Source organism: Halomonas flagellata, from assembly GCF_022487945.1.
GTDB lineage: Bacteria > Pseudomonadota > Gammaproteobacteria > Pseudomonadales > Halomonadaceae > Halomonas > Halomonas flagellata.
Map to the genome: position 1 here is coordinate 1 of NZ_JAKVPY010000011.1, position 19,375 is coordinate 19,375.

General features: G+C 60.4%; 18 protein-coding genes and 1 pseudogene. 13 read left to right on the top strand and 6 right to left on the bottom strand.

The annotated features are described in order from the left end of the window. Positions 1 to 314: 314 nt before the first annotated feature. From MKP05_RS10715 to MKP05_RS10725, 3 genes and pseudogenes are all read right to left on the bottom strand, one after another. Positions 315 to 464, bottom strand: a pseudogene (locus MKP05_RS10715) (IS3 family transposase); the annotation flags it as partial. 47 nt (positions 465 to 511) lie between these two features. Next, positions 512 to 1,879 (bottom strand): extracellular catalytic domain type 1 short-chain-length polyhydroxyalkanoate depolymerase, encoded by a 1,368-nt coding sequence (locus MKP05_RS10720; protein WP_240568269.1) that lies wholly within the window; start codon positions 1,877 to 1,879, stop codon positions 512 to 514. 28 nt (positions 1,880 to 1,907) lie between these two features. Continuing rightward, a complete protein-coding gene (locus tag MKP05_RS10725) occupies positions 1,908 to 2,324 on the bottom strand; it encodes a ribbon-helix-helix domain-containing protein (RefSeq protein ID WP_240568270.1) in 417 nt (138 codons plus the stop codon). Positions 2,325 to 3,096: 772 nt separating this feature from the next. Here MKP05_RS10725 and MKP05_RS10730 point away from each other — a divergent pair. The 5 genes from MKP05_RS10730 to MKP05_RS10750 all read left to right on the top strand — a co-directional run bounded on the left by MKP05_RS10730 (position 3,097) and on the right by MKP05_RS10750 (position 7,493). After that, a complete protein-coding gene (locus tag MKP05_RS10730; RefSeq protein WP_110281570.1) occupies positions 3,097 to 3,765 on the top strand; it encodes a dihydrofolate reductase family protein in 669 nt (222 codons plus the stop codon). Positions 3,766 to 3,910: 145 nt separating this feature from the next. Further along, positions 3,911 to 4,108 carry a DinB family protein gene (locus MKP05_RS10735; RefSeq protein WP_240568271.1) on the top strand — a complete coding sequence of 66 codons (198 nt, stop codon included), beginning with the start codon at positions 3,911 to 3,913 and terminating at the stop codon, positions 4,106 to 4,108. Positions 4,109 to 4,431: 323 nt separating this feature from the next. Next, entirely contained in the window at positions 4,432 to 4,917 is a 486-nt protein-coding gene (locus MKP05_RS10740) for a DUF1264 domain-containing protein (protein ID WP_240568272.1), read from the top strand. Between the two features lie 185 nt (positions 4,918 to 5,102). Next, the gene (locus tag MKP05_RS10745; protein WP_240568273.1) at positions 5,103 to 5,450 is read left to right on the top strand and encodes a hypothetical protein; all 348 of its coding nucleotides are present in this window, start codon (positions 5,103 to 5,105) and stop codon (positions 5,448 to 5,450) included. A gap of 72 nt (positions 5,451 to 5,522) precedes the next feature. Then, on the top strand, positions 5,523 to 7,493 hold the full coding sequence (locus tag MKP05_RS10750) for a multicopper oxidase domain-containing protein (RefSeq protein ID WP_240568274.1): 1,971 nt from the start codon (positions 5,523 to 5,525) through the stop codon (positions 7,491 to 7,493). Positions 7,494 to 7,730: 237 nt separating this feature from the next. On the opposite strand, the gene glnA is transcribed toward MKP05_RS10750, so the two are convergent. Continuing rightward, a complete protein-coding gene (glnA, locus tag MKP05_RS10755) occupies positions 7,731 to 9,143 on the bottom strand; it encodes a type I glutamate--ammonia ligase (protein WP_240568275.1) in 1,413 nt (470 codons plus the stop codon). Positions 9,144 to 9,723: 580 nt separating this feature from the next. Between glnA and MKP05_RS10760 the strand changes: the two genes are divergently transcribed. The 6 genes from MKP05_RS10760 (at position 9,724) to MKP05_RS10785 (ending at position 15,175) form a co-directional block, all read left to right on the top strand. Continuing rightward, positions 9,724 to 10,152 (top strand): DUF2141 domain-containing protein, encoded by a 429-nt coding sequence (locus MKP05_RS10760; RefSeq protein WP_240568276.1) that lies wholly within the window; start codon positions 9,724 to 9,726, stop codon positions 10,150 to 10,152. 47 nt (positions 10,153 to 10,199) lie between these two features. Further along, entirely contained in the window at positions 10,200 to 10,916 is a 717-nt protein-coding gene (locus MKP05_RS10765; RefSeq protein ID WP_240568277.1) for a ZIP family metal transporter, read from the top strand. Between the two features lie 236 nt (positions 10,917 to 11,152). After that, positions 11,153 to 11,923 carry a 3-hydroxybutyrate dehydrogenase gene (locus MKP05_RS10770; protein WP_110281562.1) on the top strand — a complete coding sequence of 257 codons (771 nt, stop codon included), beginning with the start codon at positions 11,153 to 11,155 and terminating at the stop codon, positions 11,921 to 11,923. Further along, positions 11,904 to 13,061 carry a patatin-like phospholipase family protein gene (locus tag MKP05_RS10775; RefSeq protein ID WP_306766757.1) on the top strand — a complete coding sequence of 386 codons (1,158 nt, stop codon included), beginning with the start codon at positions 11,904 to 11,906 and terminating at the stop codon, positions 13,059 to 13,061. The genes MKP05_RS10770 and MKP05_RS10775 overlap by 20 nt, the downstream gene beginning before the upstream one ends. A 420-nt stretch (positions 13,062 to 13,481) precedes the next feature. Further along, positions 13,482 to 14,246, top strand: a complete 765-nt coding sequence (locus MKP05_RS10780) for a hypothetical protein (protein WP_240568278.1) — start codon at positions 13,482 to 13,484, stop codon at positions 14,244 to 14,246. Positions 14,247 to 14,251: 5 nt separating this feature from the next. Next, positions 14,252 to 15,175, top strand: coding sequence for a LysR family transcriptional regulator (locus MKP05_RS10785; protein ID WP_240568279.1), 924 nt, complete (start codon positions 14,252 to 14,254; stop codon positions 15,173 to 15,175). A 1-nt stretch (position 15,176) separates the two neighbouring features. Here the strand turns inward: MKP05_RS10785 and MKP05_RS10790 are convergent, their stop codons facing one another. Next, positions 15,177 to 16,064 carry a hypothetical protein gene (locus tag MKP05_RS10790; RefSeq protein WP_240568280.1) on the bottom strand — a complete coding sequence of 296 codons (888 nt, stop codon included), beginning with the start codon at positions 16,062 to 16,064 and terminating at the stop codon, positions 15,177 to 15,179. Next, the gene (locus MKP05_RS10795; protein ID WP_240568281.1) at positions 16,057 to 17,202 is read right to left on the bottom strand and encodes a phosphorylase family protein; all 1,146 of its coding nucleotides are present in this window, start codon (positions 17,200 to 17,202) and stop codon (positions 16,057 to 16,059) included. The genes MKP05_RS10790 and MKP05_RS10795 overlap by 8 nt, the downstream gene beginning before the upstream one ends. A gap of 294 nt (positions 17,203 to 17,496) precedes the next feature. Between MKP05_RS10795 and MKP05_RS10800 the strand changes: the two genes are divergently transcribed. Then, entirely contained in the window at positions 17,497 to 18,759 is a 1,263-nt protein-coding gene (locus MKP05_RS10800) for a hypothetical protein (RefSeq protein ID WP_240568282.1), read from the top strand. A gap of 21 nt (positions 18,760 to 18,780) precedes the next feature. After that, entirely contained in the window at positions 18,781 to 19,155 is a 375-nt protein-coding gene (locus tag MKP05_RS10805) for a hypothetical protein (protein ID WP_240568283.1), read from the top strand. Positions 19,156 to 19,375 lie beyond the last annotated feature (220 nt).

Here is a 19,375-nt window from a genome sequence, read left to right on the forward strand (position 1 = left end):
AGGGATTCAAAAGCCTCGCACTATCAGAATCTCGCTGCTCGGTAGCGAGATGGTGGAGGAACTGGCTGAGCGTTGCTGAGATGCCGGAAGTGCCGCTCAGCAAAGGGCCTGATGAAAGAGGCGGGTTGATACGTGTAGGGGGAAGGTGGTCAAGTGCTCTATATCGGAGTCGGGGCCTCTCTCCGTGGGGGAAATTATGTCGGCCACGGGCTGGGCTCCAGAACCAGCCAGTATGTAAAAACGGCCAAGGGGCAACGAAGCGTCCCTGCAGGAAATTGGATGTATGATCTTACCCAGCAATCGTGGACACCGATCTAAGAGATCATTCGGGCCTCGAAGGCCTCAGGGCTGATCATCCCAATCGCACTGTGCCGGCGCTGCCGGTTGTCGTCCATCTCGATGTACTCGAACACTTGCCGCCGCATCGCGTCCCAGGTCTCGAAACGCTCGCCATGGATCGCCTCGTCTCAGTGTACTGTCTTAGCGAGGTGTCCACTGCTGCTGGGCAAGATCATACCGAAGCCTCGCCCTGCGGATGGTCGTAGAAAAAGCGGAGCATCTGCTGCGTGGCATCGGGCCCTCTGGGATCGGTGTAAGAGCCGCGGGAACACCCGCCCGACCAGGCATGACCGGCACCATGCACCAGCCACTGTTCCATGATGGGCTGCCCGTTCGCGTCGTGGTAGGTGGTGCGCGTATAGGCATGGCCGTGGGGGACCTGGCCCCGCTCCACGCTCAGGCGCGGAGCGGGGCCGCCCTCGGGCGGTGCTCCCCGCTTGGCATGGGAAGGCGCGCATTGGGCGATCACCTGGTCGCCGTTGCATGGATGCACCGTAGTATCCCGGTCGCCGTGGAACACGATGGCGGGAATGGGTGCCGCGTACGACTGCGTGCCGGGCGCGCCAGTGGGCCAGCCGGCCGAGGCCCCTTCGCCGCGGTGCATTGCGGTGAATGCGGACGGAAGATCCTGGGCGACCGCATGGGGAAGCCCGGAATGGACACCGACCGCTGCATAAAGATCCGGGTAGGTCATTGCCAGGGTCATGGCCATGGCACCACCGGCCGACAACCCCGCCACATAGACCCGCCGCTCGTCCAGGCGATGCTCGACGAGGACCTGGCGGGTCAGATCCGCAATGATGGACGGTTCACCGCGGTCGCGCTGCTGGTCAGTCTCCATGAACCAGTTCCAGCACCTGGAGCTGTTTGCGGCAGCGGATTGGGCGGGGTAGAGCACGAAACACAGCTGTTCTTCGGCGAGCGTATTCATGCCAGTGCCGGCGGCGAAATCATCGGGATCCTGGGTGCATCCGTGAAGCATGACGACAAGCGGCAGCGACTGGCCATGATGGCCGCTGGGGATGTACAGCTTGTAGTCGCGCGTGCCGGCATGGTTGGTGAAAGCCCCGGTCGTGAACGTCCCGGCGTCGGGCACGCTGTCGGGTACCCGGTCCGAGAGCGGCGGTAACCAGGACTCGGGCCCACGGAAGCGAAACCACTTTTCGCGCCACACGTCATGCAGATCGGCCGCCAGCCGATCGGCGGCAAATGGTCGCTGTGCCGCCGAGGCGTGCGCATGATCAAACTGAAGGTCTTCCGGGCAGGCCCACGCATCCCCATGGCTGGTCTCAGTTTCAAGTGATGCACGCCATGGCGACTCATCGGGGGCTGACGTCGCTGCCGAGGCGAGCTCGTCGTCGATCACGCGGCAGCTCCCTTCTATCGTGGCGCCCGGGGCTGAAGTGGGCTTAGTCGCGACATCCTGGCTCGGACCGCCACGCAGCGTGCGCTGAATCATTGCGGTCGCCTCCTGCAACTGGCCCGCGCGGGTCAACCGGGTCGCTTCCTGTAATCCCGCCCTCATCGTTTCGCTCATCATCGGAAGTATCCTTGGCGCTGTCGCGCCATCAATGAATTCGATCCGCCAAGGCGGCCTTGACCGCGGCACTGGCATGCAAGGCACCCAGCACGACAACCGAATCGATGGTGGCGAGGGCGAGCTCAGGAGAGACATCATCGGCAATACTGGCCAGCCCCAGCACCTGAATCTTGAGTACCTGCCCGGCTGCCTGTACCGCCTCGAGATCACTGCGGCTGTAATGTTGCAGGCCCAGGACAAAGGTCTTGCGTGCCGCTGTCTCCCTGACCACTTCCGCATGCGACGCCAGCTGGTTGCGGATCGCCGTACGAATAAGGTCGGTACGGTTGGAGTAGAACCCTTCCTGCACCAGCAGATCGATCTGTCCCAGATCAACCACCCCCAGGTTGATGGTGATCTTCTCGGTGGTGTCGCCTGCCTTTCGTCGAAGTTCATGCACACTCATCAGCGTATCCTCGGCAGCCAAGCATCCATATACCATCCACATGGATGGTATATGCCTTCCCCAGGCAGGTTGTCAAGGGTTGTCAAGCCATGGGCACGCCAGGAAGTGACCGGCCAAGCGTAAGCGATCAAACGGTGACGAGTTGACGGATGACTCGATGTCAGAGCGGAGAGGATTGTCGACGAACAGGACTTTCCAGCGTCGCAACGCCGAGGTGGCGCTGCCGGACAGGCACAAGCTGGCCACCACCCCCGGCGCCCGTCGCATCGACACCCCTTCCAGCCTGGGGCCCGAGTTCCAGTTCAGCGGCGGCGCGTTCATGGACATCGAGGGACATCGAGGTGCCCCTGGGGGAACTGCGCACCGACACGGTCGGCCACCAGCGCGACCAACGCCATCGAGTCCGGCCTGCTCCAATCGCTCGGCGCCTAGCAGCAGGAGATGCAGGCGGTCCCCAGCGTTATCTCCGGCACCTCAAGGCCAGCTACCAGGGGCCAAGGCGCTTCGGCCAGGCGACCTTCTGGCAACGGCGGCGGGGAACGGCAGCTTTGGGGCTGAGTGGGAGGCTAGACATGACAAGCCTCCTTCCGCGGTGTTGAAACATAGCGCCATGGGAAGGTCGTTTTCCGAGCCAGGGGAGACGCCCCGGCAAAGCCGCACGGCTCAGCTTCACCGTTAGGCGCCACTCACACCCAGAACGCACCGAGCTGTCGATTACGCGGTGTCTCGTTCGACTACTGGGTGTGAGAAAGCAAACCAGGAGGATGGGCTCATGCGGAAAGTGATTGTCGGCGCCATGATTTCGCTAGACGGCGTCATGCAGGCGCCCGGCGGGCCCCAGGAAGATCCGACCGGCGGATTCAGCTACGGTGGCTGGGTTGCGCCGCTGGCGGACGAGGTGTTCGGCGAAGAGATCGGCAAGATGTTCAGTCAGCCGTTCGACCTGCTGCTCGGACGAAAGACCTACGAGATCTTCGCGGCGCACTGGCCGTACGCCGAAGGGGGACCCGACGATTCTTTGGCCAAGGCCTTCAATTCGATCACAAAGTATGTTGCGACCCGAAAGGGCCTGGATCTGACCTGGAAGGGATCGGTGGCCCTCCGTGACGCGGCGACCGATGTCGCCAAGCTGAAGCAGGAAGACGGGCCAGCGCTAGTCACACAAGGCAGCACCGACTTGATCCGAACGCTGCTTGCGAGCGACCTCGTCGACGAGATCAATATGTTCACATTCCCGGTCGTGCTCGGGGAAGGCAAGAAGCTATTTAACGATGGCGCGACGGCAGCGGCATTCAAACTGACCGCCAATCGAGTGTCGCCTAACGGTATTGTGATCGCACAGTATGTGCGCGACGGTGCGGTGAAAACCGGCGACTATGCCATGGACCCTCCCACGCCGGCGGAAGTCGCACGGCGTGAGAAGATGCAGCGGGAGGGTTAGCAGTCCGCGGCGAAACGCTGGCTGCATTCGCTTTGGATGGAACTCATCACCACGGCGGCGCATAACGAAGTTCAACAAGGCGCTCAAGCAAGGACGCGCTAAAGCGCGCCGCTTAGCTTGTCGTTATACATGTGAAGGAACTCAGATGAGTCTGAGGCAAAATTTTGAACTGATGGCGGCTTACAATCAGTGGATGAACGCAAAAGTTCATAAGGCTTCCAGCAACCTTGATGGAACAGCGCTTGCCGAAGATCGAGGTGCCTTTTTGGGTTCTCTGTTGGGGGCGCTAAACCATATCGTGGTTGGTGACGCCATTACGCTGCGCTCCACGGGCGTCGCTTAATATTGGCGTTATGCGGCATCGAGGGGATTCCGGAGCCGAAACGGGGATGGTCGCTTTCGATCCGAAACGGAAGTTCGATCCAGTGTGCAGGCTCCGCCGTCGATGCTTTGCTCTAGTTCTTTAAAGCCCGTGTCGGTAGCCGTGAGGCACGCCATGTCTTGGAGTCAGTTGGCTTCGCTTGCGCAACATCGTATGACTCAAACTGACACGCAGTATGAAAAAATTCATATTGGTGAGCCTTGGCGTCGTGCCCTATGATAATGTAGCTATCACTGTAGAGTGAGCGCGGTTGTGCTTCCAAGAAGCCTCGTAGGGAGGTCGTCATGTGCAAGATCTCATCAATTGCTTTCGGTATCGCATGTTTAGCCGGCACAGGAGCGGCCGTCGCTCACGAGCCCCCTACGGCAGGCTGGACGATCCACATTGATGCGAAACGCCATATCGCCGGCGACCTTGAGGCCGTTGCGCATCACTATTGTAAGGGTGGACTTCCTGGCGGCGTGACGGCATGCCAGCTATATGACAGCGATGAAGAGAATGCACGCTTGATTGGTGTGGAGTTCATTATCAGTGCAGATGCCTACGCGGCCTTGCCAGAGGCCGAACAAGCACTTTGGCATTATCACAAAGAGGAGATAGGGCAGTTAGATCCTTCCTTGCCAGATATGACGGAGGAAGAAGCAGCGGAATTCGTGAAGAGCATAGAAGAAACCTACGGTAAAATCTTTTTGGTTTGGGATAGCCCGAAAGACGAACTGCCGGTCGGCCAACCACAGGCGTACGACATAGCGGATAACGCGAAGCGCTGAGCGTGTAAAGCGTATAGCATGAATGCAGTCAATCTGATCTTATTGTGCGAAAGAGAGCGGCTTGCGGCCTCGCCGTTGGCGCCACGCTAACCTTATCCCGGCTGACATCGAAAGACTGCTTCTGGTCCAGACTGTATGAAAACGTTTGGACCGCTTCGGGCTGGATTTCGCCGGGAGGAGGAAAGATGAATAAGTCAACGCTGACAGTCGTTTTCGCGACACCCTTTGTCATACTGTTGTCCGGTCCGGCAAAAGCCTTTGAATGCCCCCAGCATTTCGCAGCGGCCCAGGCGGCTATCGACAAGGTGTCCGCGGACATGCAAGGGATGGGAGAGATGATGGATCGGCAGGATATGGCCCTCGTGCACGCGCTGCTTGACGACGCCAAGGCGTTGCTCACGGCGGCTCGTCATAACCACGAGAGGCCGCAGGGACCTTATGATCACGCCCGCGCCATCGCCAAGGCCGACAGCGCGCAGGGCTATGCCACCGCGGCCGATGTCCTACACTTTCATTATATGGAGCAGCAATAAACCGGCTTGTAAAAGCGCGCGGGCGGAGCCCGTGTGCGGGTGCCCCCAGCCTGCGGTACAGAGGTGGTTCTCATGGTCATGCGCTCGCTGCTTGCGCTGGTGGCCCTGCTTGTTTTCGGCGGCGCGTGGGCCGAGGGCCGCGGGGCGGGGGCGGCGCCGCCCGGGGTCGCCCCCGAGGCCGTGCAGCTCGGGCGGGATCTGGACGGGGACGGTGATGCCGATGAGGTGGACATCAGCCTGGAAGTCATCGAAGTCCAGGAGGAAGTTTACCCCGGCGAGTTCGTGACCTTCTGGGTGTTCGCCCCTGAAGGTCGGGGCATGGTCTCCCCGGCGCGCGCCCCGAGCCCGACAATCCGCGTGGAGCAGGGCGACCGCGTCCGCATCACGCTGCGCAACACGCACTATTTCCCGCATACGATCCATCTGCACGGCGCCATTCATCCCAACGAGATGGACGGCGTGCCCGACTTCACCCAGCCGCCAGTCAAGCCGGGCGAGGCATTCACTTATGAATTCACCGCGAAGAACCCCGGCACGCATTTCTACCACTGTCACGTGCAGCCGGACGTGCATGTGCTCATGGGGCTCGTGGGGATGCTCATTATCGAGCCGAATCGGCCCGACAACGAGTTTGCGCGCCTGATTCCGGGGGCGGGTCGCATCACCGACCTGACCCGAGCGGCGCTGGAGCACTACCAGCGAGAGTACTCGCTCGTCTACATGGACATCGACGCACGCTTGAACCGCATTCCGGCCGCTTATCACGATCCCCGCGAGATCGAGCAGCGCATGCACCGGGAATACGACTCCACGCAGCGTCGCCCCAACATCTTTCTCCTGAATGGTCGCGCTTTTCCCTTCACGTTGCGGGATTCCTTGATCGAGGTGGACGCCGACGAGCGGGTCAAGCTGCGGGTGCTGAACGCCGGCGCCCGCACCATGCACCTCCATACCCACGGCCATCACCCGGTGCTCACACACGCGGACGGTTACCCCCTATCACCGGAGGCGCGCGTCACACGGGACGTGTTCACGATCGGGGCGGCGCAGCGCGTTGATCTCGAGCTCCGAACGGGCCGCGACGACACCTACACCTCGGGGCCGGGGGTGTGGTTCATGCACGATCACGTGGAGTCCACCGTCACCAACAAAGGGATCTCCCCCGGCGGCGATATAACGGCCATTACTTACGAGGAGTTCATCGGGCCCGACGGGCTGCCGGAAGTCGCGACCAGCCTGGATCGATTCTTCGATCCGGCCTACTACCGCGGCGAGGTCCCCGTCTTCGATCCGGAGATCTTCCATACGACTCGCGACGAGTATGCCTACGGGTGGTCAGAGCAAGAGCCCGTGGGCGGCGAATTCGACTATACGGCCCGGGACACGACGGTGGCCCCCCTGCCGCAACGCAGCGCCATCGAGGGCCATCGGATCGTCGCCGACGCGTGCGAGGAGCCCCGGCGCTTCCGGCGGATTCACGTCCAGGGCGGCATCCAGTTCGCGCGTGCCGGCGAGGTATTCGCCTTCGAACCCAGGGTGCTGCGGGCGGAGCCGTGCGAGGAAGTGGAGATCGTCTTCGAGAACAAGGATGCGGTCCGCCACGCCCTGATGCTGCCGGGCTTGAACCCCATGTTCACGCTCGAGTTCACGGGCCCCGACACGCAGGTTGCCCGGTTCGTGACTCCCGACCGTGACACCACCCTCGAGTTTCACTGCCACGTGGCGACGCATGACGAGATGGGGATGCACGGCCGGCTCATCGTCGGCGAGGGCGGCGAAGCGCATGCTCACGAGGAACAGGATGACGAAGAGGGTGAAGAGAAGCGGCTGCATGAAGGGATCGGCATCGTGGTGTCCGTGGACAAGCGCGCGGGCCGATTCGCCATTGACCACGAGGAGATACCGGGGTTCATGGCGCCGATGGTGATGAGCTACCAGGTCCAGCCCGCGAGTCTGCTGCAAGACGTGGCGCCCGGCGATCAGGTCCGTTTCACCATCGACGCGACGCAGCGGACCATTATCGACATCGTCGCTGAGCGGTAGCGGCCAGGTCTATTTTTGAAAGGCGACGACCTGTGAGGCCGGTCGGGCCGCCTGGGCATCGAAATCATTCATGCCGCCCGTCTTGCTGTTGTCAGCCAATTGCCCTTCATCCAGACACCGGGGGAAGGCTAGGAGAAGGGCAAGGGCGTCACCGCGAGGCCCTTCATCTGCGACAGGGGGCCTTATAATTCGGGCGATCAAGAAAGTGGTTGTCCTTTGCTTTTCCTTTTTTCATTTTTAGGCGTCGAAATACAGGGCAAACTCGTACGGGTGTGGGCGAAGCTGCAGGGCCAATACCTCGTTCTGCATCTTGTAGTCGATCCAGGTATCGATCACATCTTCGGTGAAGACATTGCCCTTGAGCAGGAACTCGTGGTCTTCTCGCAGGGCCACCAAGGCTTCTTCCAGGGACGCCGGTGTCGACGGCACATCCGCCAACTCCTCTGGGCTCATCGCGTAGATATCCTTGTCCAGGGGGTCGCCGGCTTCCAGCTTGTTGTCGATGCCATCCAGTCCCGCCATCAGCATGGCGGAGAATGCCAGGTAGCCGTTGCACGTGGGGTCCGGGAAGCGCACCTCGATGCGTTTGGCCTCGGGATTGCCCTGATACATGGGAATGCGTACCGCCGCCGAGCGGTTGCGTCTGGAATAAGCGAGGTTGATCGGCGCCTCGAAGCCCGGCACCAGCCGACGGTAGCTGTTGGTGGTGGGATTGGTGAAGGCCGCCAGGGACGGAGCGTGCTTGATGATGCCGGCGATATAGTGCATCGCCAGCTGGCTCAGACCCGCATAGCCTTCCCCCGCGAATAGGGGCTTGCCGGCTTTCCAGAGGCTCTGGTGCACGTGCATGCCGCTGCCGTTGTCCTGGAACACGGGCTTGGGCATGAAGGTGGCGGTCTTGCCGTGGCGATGTGCCACGTTCTTGACCGTGTACTTGTACCACATCAGGGCATCGCCCATCTTGTCCAGGGGCAGGTAGCGCATATCGATTTCCGCCTGTCCAGCCGTGGCCACTTCATGGTGGTGGGCCTCTATCCGGTACCCCAGCTCTGCCATGATGAGCACCATTTCGGAGCGTATGTCCTGCATCGAGTCGGTGGGCGGCACCGGGAAATATCCTTCCTTGTAACGGGGCTTGTAGCCGAGGTTGGGAAACTCCTCCCGGCCTGTGTTCCACTGGCCTTCGACCGAGTCGATGAAGTAGTAGCCGCAGTGCTGGTTCTGCTCGTAACGGACATCGTCCAGGATGAAGAACTCGGCTTCCGGGCCAAAATAGGCGACATCGCCGATGCCGGTCGACTGCAGGTACTGCGTCGCCTTGCGCGCGATAGTGCGGGGATCCCGGCTGTACTCTGCGCGGGTAAAGGGGTCGATGATGTTGCAGATTAATGACAGTGTCGGAGCGCTGGTGAAGGGGTCGAGCACTGCGGTAGACGGGTCGGGAATTACCAGCATATCTGAGGCGTGGATGGCCTGCCAGCCGCGAATCGAGGAACCGTCGAACCCCACGCCTGCGTCGAACACGTCCTCGTCCAGCTCGCTGGCGGGGATGGAGAAATGCTGCCACAGGCCCAGAATATCGGAAAATTTCAGGTCTACGATTTCGCAGCGCTTGTCCTTGGCGAATTCAATGGCTTGTGTTGGAGTCATGGTCGAACCTCCGGTATGGATAGATACCACAGGTAGACGGGCTTATGTTGTCGTTGACGCAGGGACGTCGTCGGCGAACCCCTCTGTCGCTGAACGGGGCGGGAGCCCGGTTTTCTTGCGAACCCCCCAGTGGCTTAATCGTAGTTCGAAATAGCTTCGCTTGCCATTGACAAATTGACGGAATCATGCTCTTCACCCTGCAGGGTCGTAGGACATCCCTTTGCTATAGGCGGCGAATCGCGAAAAGTGAACGCGAAAAAGGGCGCAGGAGTAGGAAGAAAAGGACACTCACTTACTTGCTGATCAAATGGCCACTGGGCGAACCCCTATGGTACCTAGCCGGCCAAACGCTCAGTTGTCAACGCCAATGAAGGTTGTCCGCACCCCCGAGCAGGCTTTGTGCGACGAACAGCACAGAACTCGTGGGGAGCCGTCACTGTCTAATAACAGATTCAACCAGGCTACACAGATCGGAGCCATGAGGAACATCATGAGTGAGTCAACTCATCGGAGGTCCGCGTTGGCCTCCACGGACAGGCATCCGAAGACGCGACTCCCCATGGGAGTTCGGTGTTCAGCATTGTGTGCACTGCTTGCGTTTGCGAATCTTCCCGCCATCGTCTTTGCCCAACCATCATGCCCCGGAATTCACGTTAATATTCTGGATATTAGAAACAGCACTGGAACCGTAGCTTGCGCGCTCTTCGAATCGCCAGTGGGTTTCCCTACGGAATTTCTGCGCTCCGCAACCAATGTCATGATAATGAAAATTCAGGATACGCAGGCGCGATGCGACTTTTTGGACATCCCGCCGGGAACGTATGCAATGGCCGTCATTCATGATGAAAATATGGACGGCAAGCTTGACGTCAACTGGCTGGGGGTCCCCAAGGAAGGCTACGGTTTTTCAAACGACGCAAAAGCCTCGATGAGTGCACCTTCGTTCAATGCCGCGAGCTTTCGGTACGATGGGCAAAACCTGGATATGACGATCAGCTTGAATTACTAAGCAATCATGGACGTGAATTGGAACAATCCAGACAGGAATATAAGGTAATGACGGTGCTTCCTGTGGCGTGGGCTCTGGGGCTGGCGTGGATGGCCGGCTTGTCTATTCCGGCCGGGGCCTTGGTCTCCTCAAATGTTGTGTTGAGGAATGCCTGCCTGAGAATGAAGCTGGACAGTTTCGTGTCGTATTTCGGAGGCGGCGCATTGTTGGCAGCGATAGCGCTCGTCTTGATTCCACGCGGTATTGAGCATACATCGGTACTTTCTGTGGGCCTGGCTTTTGGAACGGGAGGACTCGTGTTCTGGCAGTTCAGTGCCTGGGCGAAACGTACGCAGAATTCGGTATCGCAGTTCATGGGCATGCTGCTGGACTTTTTTCCGGAGGCCATTCTACTCGGCGTGTTGGCAGCAAGCGGCTCGAATATGGTCTATCTTCTCGCTGGCCTGATAGCGCTACAAAACATGCCTGAAGGGTTTTCCGCCTACCACGAAATGCGGGAAAACATGAGCTCGCGATCCTGCTTGCTAATGATCTTCCTCGCTGTTTCAATGGTGGGGCCCTTGGCGGCTTGGCTGGGATTCGTGTGGTTTTCGTCAAGCGAGTTTATGCTCGCGATGATCCTGTTGTTCTGCAGTGGCGGTATTCTCTATCTGATCTTCGAGGATATCGCGCCCCGCGCACATAGCGAGAGCAACAGTTTTCCTGCCGTAGGCGCCATATGCGGGTTTTTGCTGGGCTTGGTAGGGACGATGCTGATCCATTGAAGTGGTTCCAACCAACTCTCCGCCTGATTTGGCGGACGTGGGCAATCCATTATGGGATAAGGTTTGGTTACCGATACTTGCTTGAATTCCGAAAAAGGTGGTTAAAGGCGGCTAAAGGTGGTTAATGGTTCCCATGCGCACCTGAGGCGGGTGTGATAGGGCCAATCCTGTTACCGGCCCTTTGCGCGTGCGAATGGCCGGTTCATGCTTTCAGATTCCGAAAAGGCGAAACGACCATGAAACTTAACGACAAGATCTGCGTCATCACCGGTGGCGCCAGCGGCATCGGCCTCGAAATCGCCAAATGCTTTGCCGCCGCGGGTGGCAAGGTGGTGCTCGCCGATATCGACCTCGACGCGGCGAAGACGGCTGCGGCGTCGCTCGGCGAGGGGCATATGGGCGTCGACATGGACGTCACCGACCCGGACGCCGTGCAGCGCGGCATCGACAGGGTGCTCGAGGCCCACGGACGGGTGGACGTCCTTCTCTCGAACGCCGGCATACAGATGGTCAAGCGGGTCGAGGACTTCACCTTCGACGAATGGCGCAAGGTCGTGTCGATCCATCTCGACGGCGCCTTCCTGACTTCGAAGGCCGTGCTGCCGCAGATGTACAGGCAGGGGGCGGGCACGATCCTCTACATGGGATCGGTCCACTCGCAGGAGGCCTCGGCGCTCAAGGCGCCTTACGTGGCGGCGAAACACGGCCTCCTCGGCCTCGCCCGGACCATCGCCAAGGAAGGCGGCGAAAAGGGTGTGCGCACCAACGTGATCTGCCCCGGCTTCGTCAAGACGCCGCTGGTGGAGAAGCAGATTCCCGAACAGGCCAGGGACCTCGGCATCTCCGAGGAGGATGTCGTCAACGAGGTGATGCTGGGCGAGACCGTGGACAAGGAATTCACCACGGTCGAGGACGTGGCGCATACCGCGCTGTTCCTCGCCACTTTCCCGAGCAATGCGCTGACCGGCCAGAGCATCGTGGTCAGCCATGGCTGGCGGATGGACTGAGCCATGCGCAACGTCGACATCGCCATCTCGGCGCCGAGATGGTCGCGCCCCGGCGCAGCAGGCGGAACCACAACCGGAAGAGGGCGAACACATGACGCAGAAACCCAAGCTCGTTAACCTCGCCCTGCAGGGCGGAGGCGCGCATGGGGCCTTTACCTGGGGGGTTCTGGATCGAATTCTCGAGGACGGCCGGCTGCGCATCGCCGGGGTCTCGGGCACCTCGGCGGGGGCGATGAACGCGGTGGCGCTGGCCGATGGCTTCACCCGCGACGGCCCCGAAGGCGCGCGCGCGGCGCTCGAACGCTTCTGGCGATGCATGAGCGACGGCGCGAAGAACAGCCCGCTGAAACGGATGCCGATCGACGTGCTGATGGGCAATTGGGGGCTGGAGAACAACCCCATGTATCACGCCATGGATGCGCTCACGCGCGTGGCCTCGCCCTATCAGCTCAACCCGATGAATATCAATCCGCTGCTCGATCTGCTGGAGCAGAGCATCGACTTCGAGATGGTGCGCAGATGCACCGCTTTCGAACTCTTCATCTCCGCTACCAATGTGGAGACCGGCAAGGTCAAGGTCTTCCCGCGCGAGCGGCTCACGGCCGACATGGTCATGGCCTCGGCCACCCTGCCGCAGCTCTACCAGGCGGTGGAGATCGACGGCGTGCCCTACTGGGACGGTGGCTACATGGGCAATCCGTCGCTGTTCCCCTTTCACGGCAAGACCGGCACCGACGACATCGTGGTGATCCAGGTCAACCCGATCGAGCGCAAGGGCACGCCGAAGACGCCCCAGGAGATCCAGGACCGGATGCACGAGATCAGCTTCAATGCCAGCCTGCTGAAGGAGCTGCGCGGCATCGACTTCGTCGACCGGCTGATCCGCCAAGGCAAGCTCTCGGAGGACGAATACCGTCAGGTGCGGGTGCATATCATCGAGAACCAGGCGGAGCTGAAACCGCTGGGCGCCTCGTCGAAGATGAACGTCGAATGGGGGTTTCTCATCAAGCTGCGCGATATGGGCCGCGACACCGCCACACGCTGGCTGGATGAGAACTTCGCTGCCATCGGCGAGCGTTCAACCGTCGATCTTCGCGAGATGTTCCAGGGCATCGGGGCGGAACATCAAGGAGGATAGGTGCCAGGCGTCCCCACCGCTCCGCGGCGAAGGTATATCAGGAAAGGAGATGCCCGATTGGTACAAGAGGTGCGTCCTAGGCATTCACCCCGGCCCCCTCTTTGGTATTCATTGGGGTTGACAGTCAAGCCAGTCAAACCAGTCAAACAGTTTCTACGCTTTGTCTGAAAACTGCCTGCGCTCGCCCATACGGCGTTAAAAATCGGCTCAAAGTACTCATTTACACCGCGTAAACTCCGTCTTTTCGCCGATTTTTGCCTTGTCTGGCCATCGCTCGCCGACTTTTCAGACAAAGCTTAGGCATCGTGGGCTATGAAGATAATAGCCACCGGGAGGCGCAGGGGTAAGGGGACCAGCCGGCCGGTGCGATCAGGCGGTACGGATAATGGTGTTCCAGTGGTTGTGAGCAAGGAGAGTGTGATGGCAAGGGAAGCGCGGGCGGTACGGGTGTGGCTGGGCTATGCCCTGCCGGAATTGGCCAGTGGTGCCGGCCGGGAGCGTTTTTACCAGCAACTGGGGGAGATTTTTATCCCCGCCACCGTCGAGTTGATGGCCCCGCAGGGCCTGCAGGCCTATGTGCCATCGGTACTGCCGCCCAGCGGCCATCCCAAGGTACCGGATGAAATCGCGCTGGTGTTTTACCCCAGCCGGCAGTGTTACCAGCAGGCCAGCCATGCCACCGTGGCAGGGCGTGCCTACGGGGCCTTGCACGGTACCGTGTTCAGTTTTCAGGCCCGGCAGGGCCGGCCCGCCAGCCACAGTGATTTCCCGGCGCCCTTTGATGATCAGCCGAAGCAGTCGGGCCCGGTGCAGTTATTCGATTGCGGGGGCAACTGGCAGCAAGGGGCGGTGTTCAGCGAGGTCTGGCTGCGTAGCGGGCAAGGCGTGGCGGCATTCCGGCAGGGGGTGTGCGAGGCGATGGGAACCTTGCGTGCCCGGCCGCGGCAGGGGCTGCTGGGCGTTTATTTCTATCTGGATGACGACCTGTTGGTGGTCTGGTCCCACTGGCAACAGCAGGGCCAGGTGTTACAGGCTGACACCATTGGCGAATTGGTGTGGGCCGACGCCGCCGCAGCGGTGGCGGTGCCGTCGTCTCCCTTTGCCGACTATGCCGGCCTGCCGGTGGGGCCGGGGCAGGCCTTCAATCTGCAATTTTCGCTGTCACCGGCGGCCAGTGAGGGGTGACGCTGATGAGCTTTTCCAACCGGGATTTCATGCTTCTGGATCAGCGCCTGTTCAAGGCCTTCATGGCGGCGGCGCAGACCCAGAGTTTTACCCATGCGGCCACCCGTGCCCACATGACCCAGTCCGGGGTCAGCCAGCATATCGCCAAGCTGGAAGAGCAGATCGGCGTCACCCTGTTCAAGCGTATCGGCAAGAAGGTGGTGCTCACCGATGCCGGTAACGCCTTGATGCATTACGTGCGCCAGCAGATGCATAGCACCCAGCAGTTCATGGATCGGGTGCACGCCATGGAGACGCGGGTGGCGGGGCTGGTGTCCTATGCCATGCCGCCCAGTTGCCTGATGTCGCCGCACTTTCCCATGCTGCTGGAGCGACGCCGGGCACACCCGGATATCGAGCTGAACATCACCCTTACCTCCACCCAGGAGGTGGTGCGCATGCTGCTGGAGAATCAAGCGGATTTCGGCTTCGTCACGGAAAACAACAATCATCCGCTGCTGCGTTACCGGCTGTTCTGTCAGGAAGAGTATGTGCTGGTGTCCAGCAATCCGGCGTCGCTGCAGGACCTGACCGACAGCTCCATTCTGGAGCAGCGCTTCATCTGGTATCCCGGTTCCAGTTATTACTATGATCGCTGGCTAAAGCATGTATTTCCCGAGCGCTGCAATCTCAACACCTATTCGCTGACCTTTGCCGGGGAGATCAATTCCATCAACGGTGCCATCGACATGGTGGCCGGTGGGCTGGGGATGGCGGTGATTCCCTGTCATTGCGTAGCATCCCTGCTGGAGCAGGGGCGGCTGTACCGCCACCAGGCCAGTCAGCCGCTGCTCAATGATATCCATATCATTACCATCAAGGACCACGATTACCCGCGCCGGGTGGAGCAGGTGATCGACTGGTTCTTCGATATGGTGGCCGATAAATGAATCAGCCGTACAGTGCCAGCAGTGATTTGCCGTCACCGCAGGGAATGGCGAGCAGATGCGAGTGCTCCCGCCCGGCCTGCACCTGGGCTTGCTGTTGCCAGCCCTGGCAATCAGTGTGGAAGCGATTGATGGTCAGCTGGCCGTTGTCCGCCCGATACCCGGCAAAGCCGGGGCCTTCCTGCAAGGCGAGCGTTGCTGCCGCGCTGGTTTCCTGGGGCAGCGGCAGGCCGGTGCCGACCGGGTGGGAACCCTGGGCAGGGTCATCCATATAGTGGTCGATATTGACCGCCTTGTAGGTGGGGTTGTGCTTGAAGAAGAAATTCTCGCCGCCGAGTTGGAAAAAACAGAAATCCTGCCAGCCCTTTGCCCAGTCACTTTGCCATAGCTGGCTGATGCTCAGCGGGGCCTGGGGGGGCACTTGAATGCCATAGATCCGGCTGGCGCCGGTGTCTGCGTTGTAGCCCATGAACAGGCAGCGATCGCGGTAGCCGAAGGCATGCACGGTGGTGAAGCCCATGGTGGCGCCATAGGTGCGTTGATAGCGGTACAGGTGTTGGAAATCAGTGGCGGTGACCCGGAAGAAATCGAGGATGCCGTCTTCCCGGGTGTAGGCCAGCAGGTGCAGCTGCCCACCCAGCAAGAAGGGGCTGAGGGCCTGGTAGGCCAGGCTCGCGTTGATTTCCGCCCCCGGGGTAAAGCTCAGGGTATCCGGATTCAGCTCCAGCGCGGCCAGACGGCCCTGGGGGCTGCTGACGAACAGCTCGCAGCCGTGGCTGGCCAGGGCGCTGGCCTGATCGAGAAAGCCGGCCCCGGCGGGGCTGACCGGGGCCAGCCGATACTCGTTGCGGAGTGTCTCGGGGCTGAGCTGGTACCAGCTGGGCTTAGTCATGGTGCGCCTCCAGGCGGTCCGCCTCGGCGGCCAGCAGGGCCCAGGTGGCCAGGGCGCCGTTGTAGCTGGTGTACAGCCCCTGCTCCTGATAGATGTAGCCGGCCCAGCTGTCCTGCAGGGAATCCGGTAGCTGGCCATTGATGACCGGGTCGGACACGTTGCGTACGAAACCGTAGGCCACCCGATGCTTTTCGCAGGCCATGCCGACCACGGCGTCGTCCATCTCCACGATGCAGCCGTACTCTTGCAGGCCGTTGGTGGTGGTGCCGAACAGGAAGGTGTCGGTGGTAATGATGGGCTGGCCGGTGACCACCTTGATGCGACTGTTCGGCGCATCCGGGCTGATGTGGGCGCCGGCGGGATACTGCGGGCTCACCGGCAGGATTTCCGGGCCAGGGACCTGGATCACGCCTTCCTGGGCCTGGGGCAGGTAATGCTCACCGGGTTGCCAGTGCGATTGCACGGTGCTGTGGTTGAAGGCGGCGTTGGCGAAATTTTTCAGGCAATGGAAGTAGGCCTGGTTGGTAATCAGCGCCGAGCCCAGGGCATCCTCCTCGCGCACGCCGCCGGCGGTGCCGATGGAGAGCACCAACCGCGGCCGGGCTTCCCGGCAAAGCTGGTCGACCAGTTGGATCAGGGGCAGGTCGGTGCCGTCCTGGGCCAGGTGCATACCGGATTTCACCAGCAACACCTTCAGCTCGCCGATGGTCACCATCCGCACGCTGCCCCACGCCTGGTCATACAGCGAGGGGGCGCCGCCCTGGTAGGTCTTCGACACATCCACCATGTACTGATGAATCTGGCAGTAATCACGCTGGTACTTTTCCCAGCCCTGGCGCCAGTCGTGACCCTTGGCCTGCTCCGGGGTGAGCGGTTCGCGACGATTGGTGAGCACCTGGTTCATGGCCGCCCATTCGGCGCTGGTCCAGGTGATCACCGCCACATCCGCTACGGGAAAGGGCGAATTGGCCTGCCAGTCGGTGAGGGGAATCACGGTGGGGATACGATTGGCCGCCACGCCCAGTGTCGGCCAGTCCACTGGCGGCAAGGCGTGCTCGCTGGTAACGGGCAGGGCGGCCAGGCGTTGGGCGTTAAGCAGGGTGTCCGGCGCCGCTGCGGATAACTCCGGCGTGATCATGATGGCATCCTTTTTAATGATTATGGAGATACGACAGTTCCCTCAAGGCGAGGTGCGCAATCTGGCTTAGGCCCTCTTTCATACTAGTGGGTTTTTTCATGCGGAAAAGGGATTAACCATTATGGATGGTAATGGTGATCATCACAGTAGATGATTCATGTTTCATGATGGCAACCAACAGCAGTGATAATTTCACTGGATCATTTTCTTGCTCAACACTGATATCGCCGATTCACGGATCGGTGACCCACAAGGGCATGACAATGCCCCTTAACCTTTATCAGGAGCAAGACAATGAGCGACTTGACAAAAACGCTTTGGGGCCAATTCATGACCGCCTTCAATGATCAGATGAAGATCGAAGGCGTTCCGCAAATGCTGACCGGGCCGCAGCCCTGGAACTGGGGCGGCAAGAACCCTCCGATCGGTTCCATTCCCTACCAACAGGTGCAGTTCCTCAATATCGTACCGGCCAGTCCGCTGGTGGATCCCAATACCTATGGCATGAAGCTGAATTTCGGACAGCAGTACAAGGCGTTCCTGAATTCCCTGATGGTGACAGACGGCGGAGATGAAGGACAGAAGCTGCAGCAGAATGTCATCAACGCGATGCAGAATATGGGGAAGGTGCAGGCCAATGTGAATGTGGCCTACCAGAATTTTCAGGAACAGACCGGTAGCACCGAATCCTTCGCGGACTGGTTGGAAAATGAAGGCATCGCCGTGGCCGCGCAACTTCAACAGGCGACAACGGCGTACAAGACAGCCCAGTCGACCTATGATGAGTATATGAAGAAGTTGAAGGGGCCCATCACCGATGCCGTGAAACAATATAATGACAACCTGTCCTCGGTGGTTGGGCAGGCGGGCACCACCCTGAAGGATCAGCCGGTGTTCCAGATCAGCGAAACACCCTGGGACTACATCAAGCGTATCACCAATGACAGCTTCGGCAGCGATGCCAGCGCCGGGTCCGCCCGCACCTTCTCCTTCAGCTCGTCCACCAAGCAGTGGTCCGATAGCACCGTCTATGCCGAAGGCGAAATGGGTGGGTTGTTTGATTTCTTCGGCTTCGAGGCCGGCGGCAAGGTAGAGAAAGTGTCCACCGAGCACTTCTCCAGTGAATACGATATCACCTTCGCCTTCCAGGATGTGTCGGTGGTGAACGTGACCCCGGAAAACTGGTTTGATTCGTCCATGCCGAGCAACTACGTGAATGGGCCGTTCATGCCCAAACATTCCGGCTTCAAGGATGGCAATGATGTGTACTACTTCGGCAAGGGCGGCAACCTGGCGCGCATCGTTTCGCAGATGATCGTCGGTTACCGGCCCACCATCACCATCAACGCCGGCTCGGATTTCGCCGAGGAGGTAAAACAGAAAGCCAGTGGCGAGGGCGGCTTCTTCATCGGACCGTTCGAGTTCGGCGGTGCCGGAGGCTCCGACTCTGACAAGGGGACCATCAAGGTGGACGGGCAGACCATTACCTGCACCTCCAAAAGCAACTGGGGCACCATCGTCGGGCTGGGCACCAACTGGATCGTCAACCCGCGATAACCCCTCGCCGAGGAGACAGCCATGTTACAGGTACAACGGCAGGGGCCGATACGCAATGCCTTCGGCAATATGAACCAGAGCCAGCACAGTGATGCGGTGGCCGACATCAACAGCCTGGCCGATACTGCGATCTGGCGCGGGGCTGGCACCATCATGAACCAGGGCACCGTACGTATCGACGTGCAGGGCTACACCGGCGCCGGCGATCTGAATCTGCAGGCTCAGATCAACGGGGTCAACGGCAACAGCACGGTGGCCGCCATTCTGGTGGCGCCCAGCGTGGGCCAGGCCAATACCCAGGCACAGCATGTCTATGCCACCCGCAAGCTGAAGAATGCTCTCTTCGAGAGCATGAACGACGGCTATATCTACCGGGTATCCGGCACGCCCGTGTGACCCAGTGCCAGCGGCGCCCGGGAGCCCTTGAATGTCACCTCGACCGCCGACCTTGTGCAGAGGCAAGGCCGGCGGTCGCACCGCTTCCACGGCCAATGGCCCGCATCACGATTTTTCAGCAGACGACACGCGTGTGGCACACCCGCACTGTCGCTGAACTTCGTCATCATGCGGTCGATGGTATAACGAACCGCAACGCTGGAAGAATCACGTGATCGAA

Bases quoted from the DNA above. Each gene is read 5' to 3' on its own strand.
- MKP05_RS10720 (WP_240568269.1), bottom strand. From the start codon at position 1,879: ATGATGAGCGAAACGATGAGGGCGGGATTACAGGAAGCGACCCGGTTG.
- MKP05_RS10725 (WP_240568270.1), bottom strand. From the start codon at position 2,324: ATGAGTGTGCATGAACTTCGACGAAAGGCAGGCGACACCACCGAGAAG.
- MKP05_RS10730 (WP_110281570.1), top strand. From the start codon at position 3,097: ATGCGGAAAGTGATTGTCGGCGCCATGATTTCGCTAGACGGCGTCATG.
- MKP05_RS10735 (WP_240568271.1), top strand. From the start codon at position 3,911: ATGAGTCTGAGGCAAAATTTTGAACTGATGGCGGCTTACAATCAGTGG.
- MKP05_RS10740 (WP_240568272.1), top strand. From the start codon at position 4,432: ATGTGCAAGATCTCATCAATTGCTTTCGGTATCGCATGTTTAGCCGGC.
- MKP05_RS10745 (WP_240568273.1), top strand. From the start codon at position 5,103: ATGAATAAGTCAACGCTGACAGTCGTTTTCGCGACACCCTTTGTCATA.
- MKP05_RS10750 (WP_240568274.1), top strand. From the start codon at position 5,523: ATGGTCATGCGCTCGCTGCTTGCGCTGGTGGCCCTGCTTGTTTTCGGC.
- glnA (WP_240568275.1), bottom strand. From the start codon at position 9,143: ATGACTCCAACACAAGCCATTGAATTCGCCAAGGACAAGCGCTGCGAA.
- MKP05_RS10765 (WP_240568277.1), top strand. From the start codon at position 10,200: ATGACGGTGCTTCCTGTGGCGTGGGCTCTGGGGCTGGCGTGGATGGCC.
- MKP05_RS10770 (WP_110281562.1), top strand. From the start codon at position 11,153: ATGAAACTTAACGACAAGATCTGCGTCATCACCGGTGGCGCCAGCGGC.
- MKP05_RS10775 (WP_306766757.1), top strand. From the start codon at position 11,904: ATGGCTGGCGGATGGACTGAGCCATGCGCAACGTCGACATCGCCATCT.
- MKP05_RS10780 (WP_240568278.1), top strand. From the start codon at position 13,482: ATGGCAAGGGAAGCGCGGGCGGTACGGGTGTGGCTGGGCTATGCCCTG.
- MKP05_RS10785 (WP_240568279.1), top strand. From the start codon at position 14,252: ATGAGCTTTTCCAACCGGGATTTCATGCTTCTGGATCAGCGCCTGTTC.
- MKP05_RS10790 (WP_240568280.1), bottom strand. From the start codon at position 16,064: ATGACTAAGCCCAGCTGGTACCAGCTCAGCCCCGAGACACTCCGCAAC.
- MKP05_RS10795 (WP_240568281.1), bottom strand. From the start codon at position 17,202: ATGATCACGCCGGAGTTATCCGCAGCGGCGCCGGACACCCTGCTTAAC.
- MKP05_RS10800 (WP_240568282.1), top strand. From the start codon at position 17,497: ATGAGCGACTTGACAAAAACGCTTTGGGGCCAATTCATGACCGCCTTC.
- MKP05_RS10805 (WP_240568283.1), top strand. From the start codon at position 18,781: ATGTTACAGGTACAACGGCAGGGGCCGATACGCAATGCCTTCGGCAAT.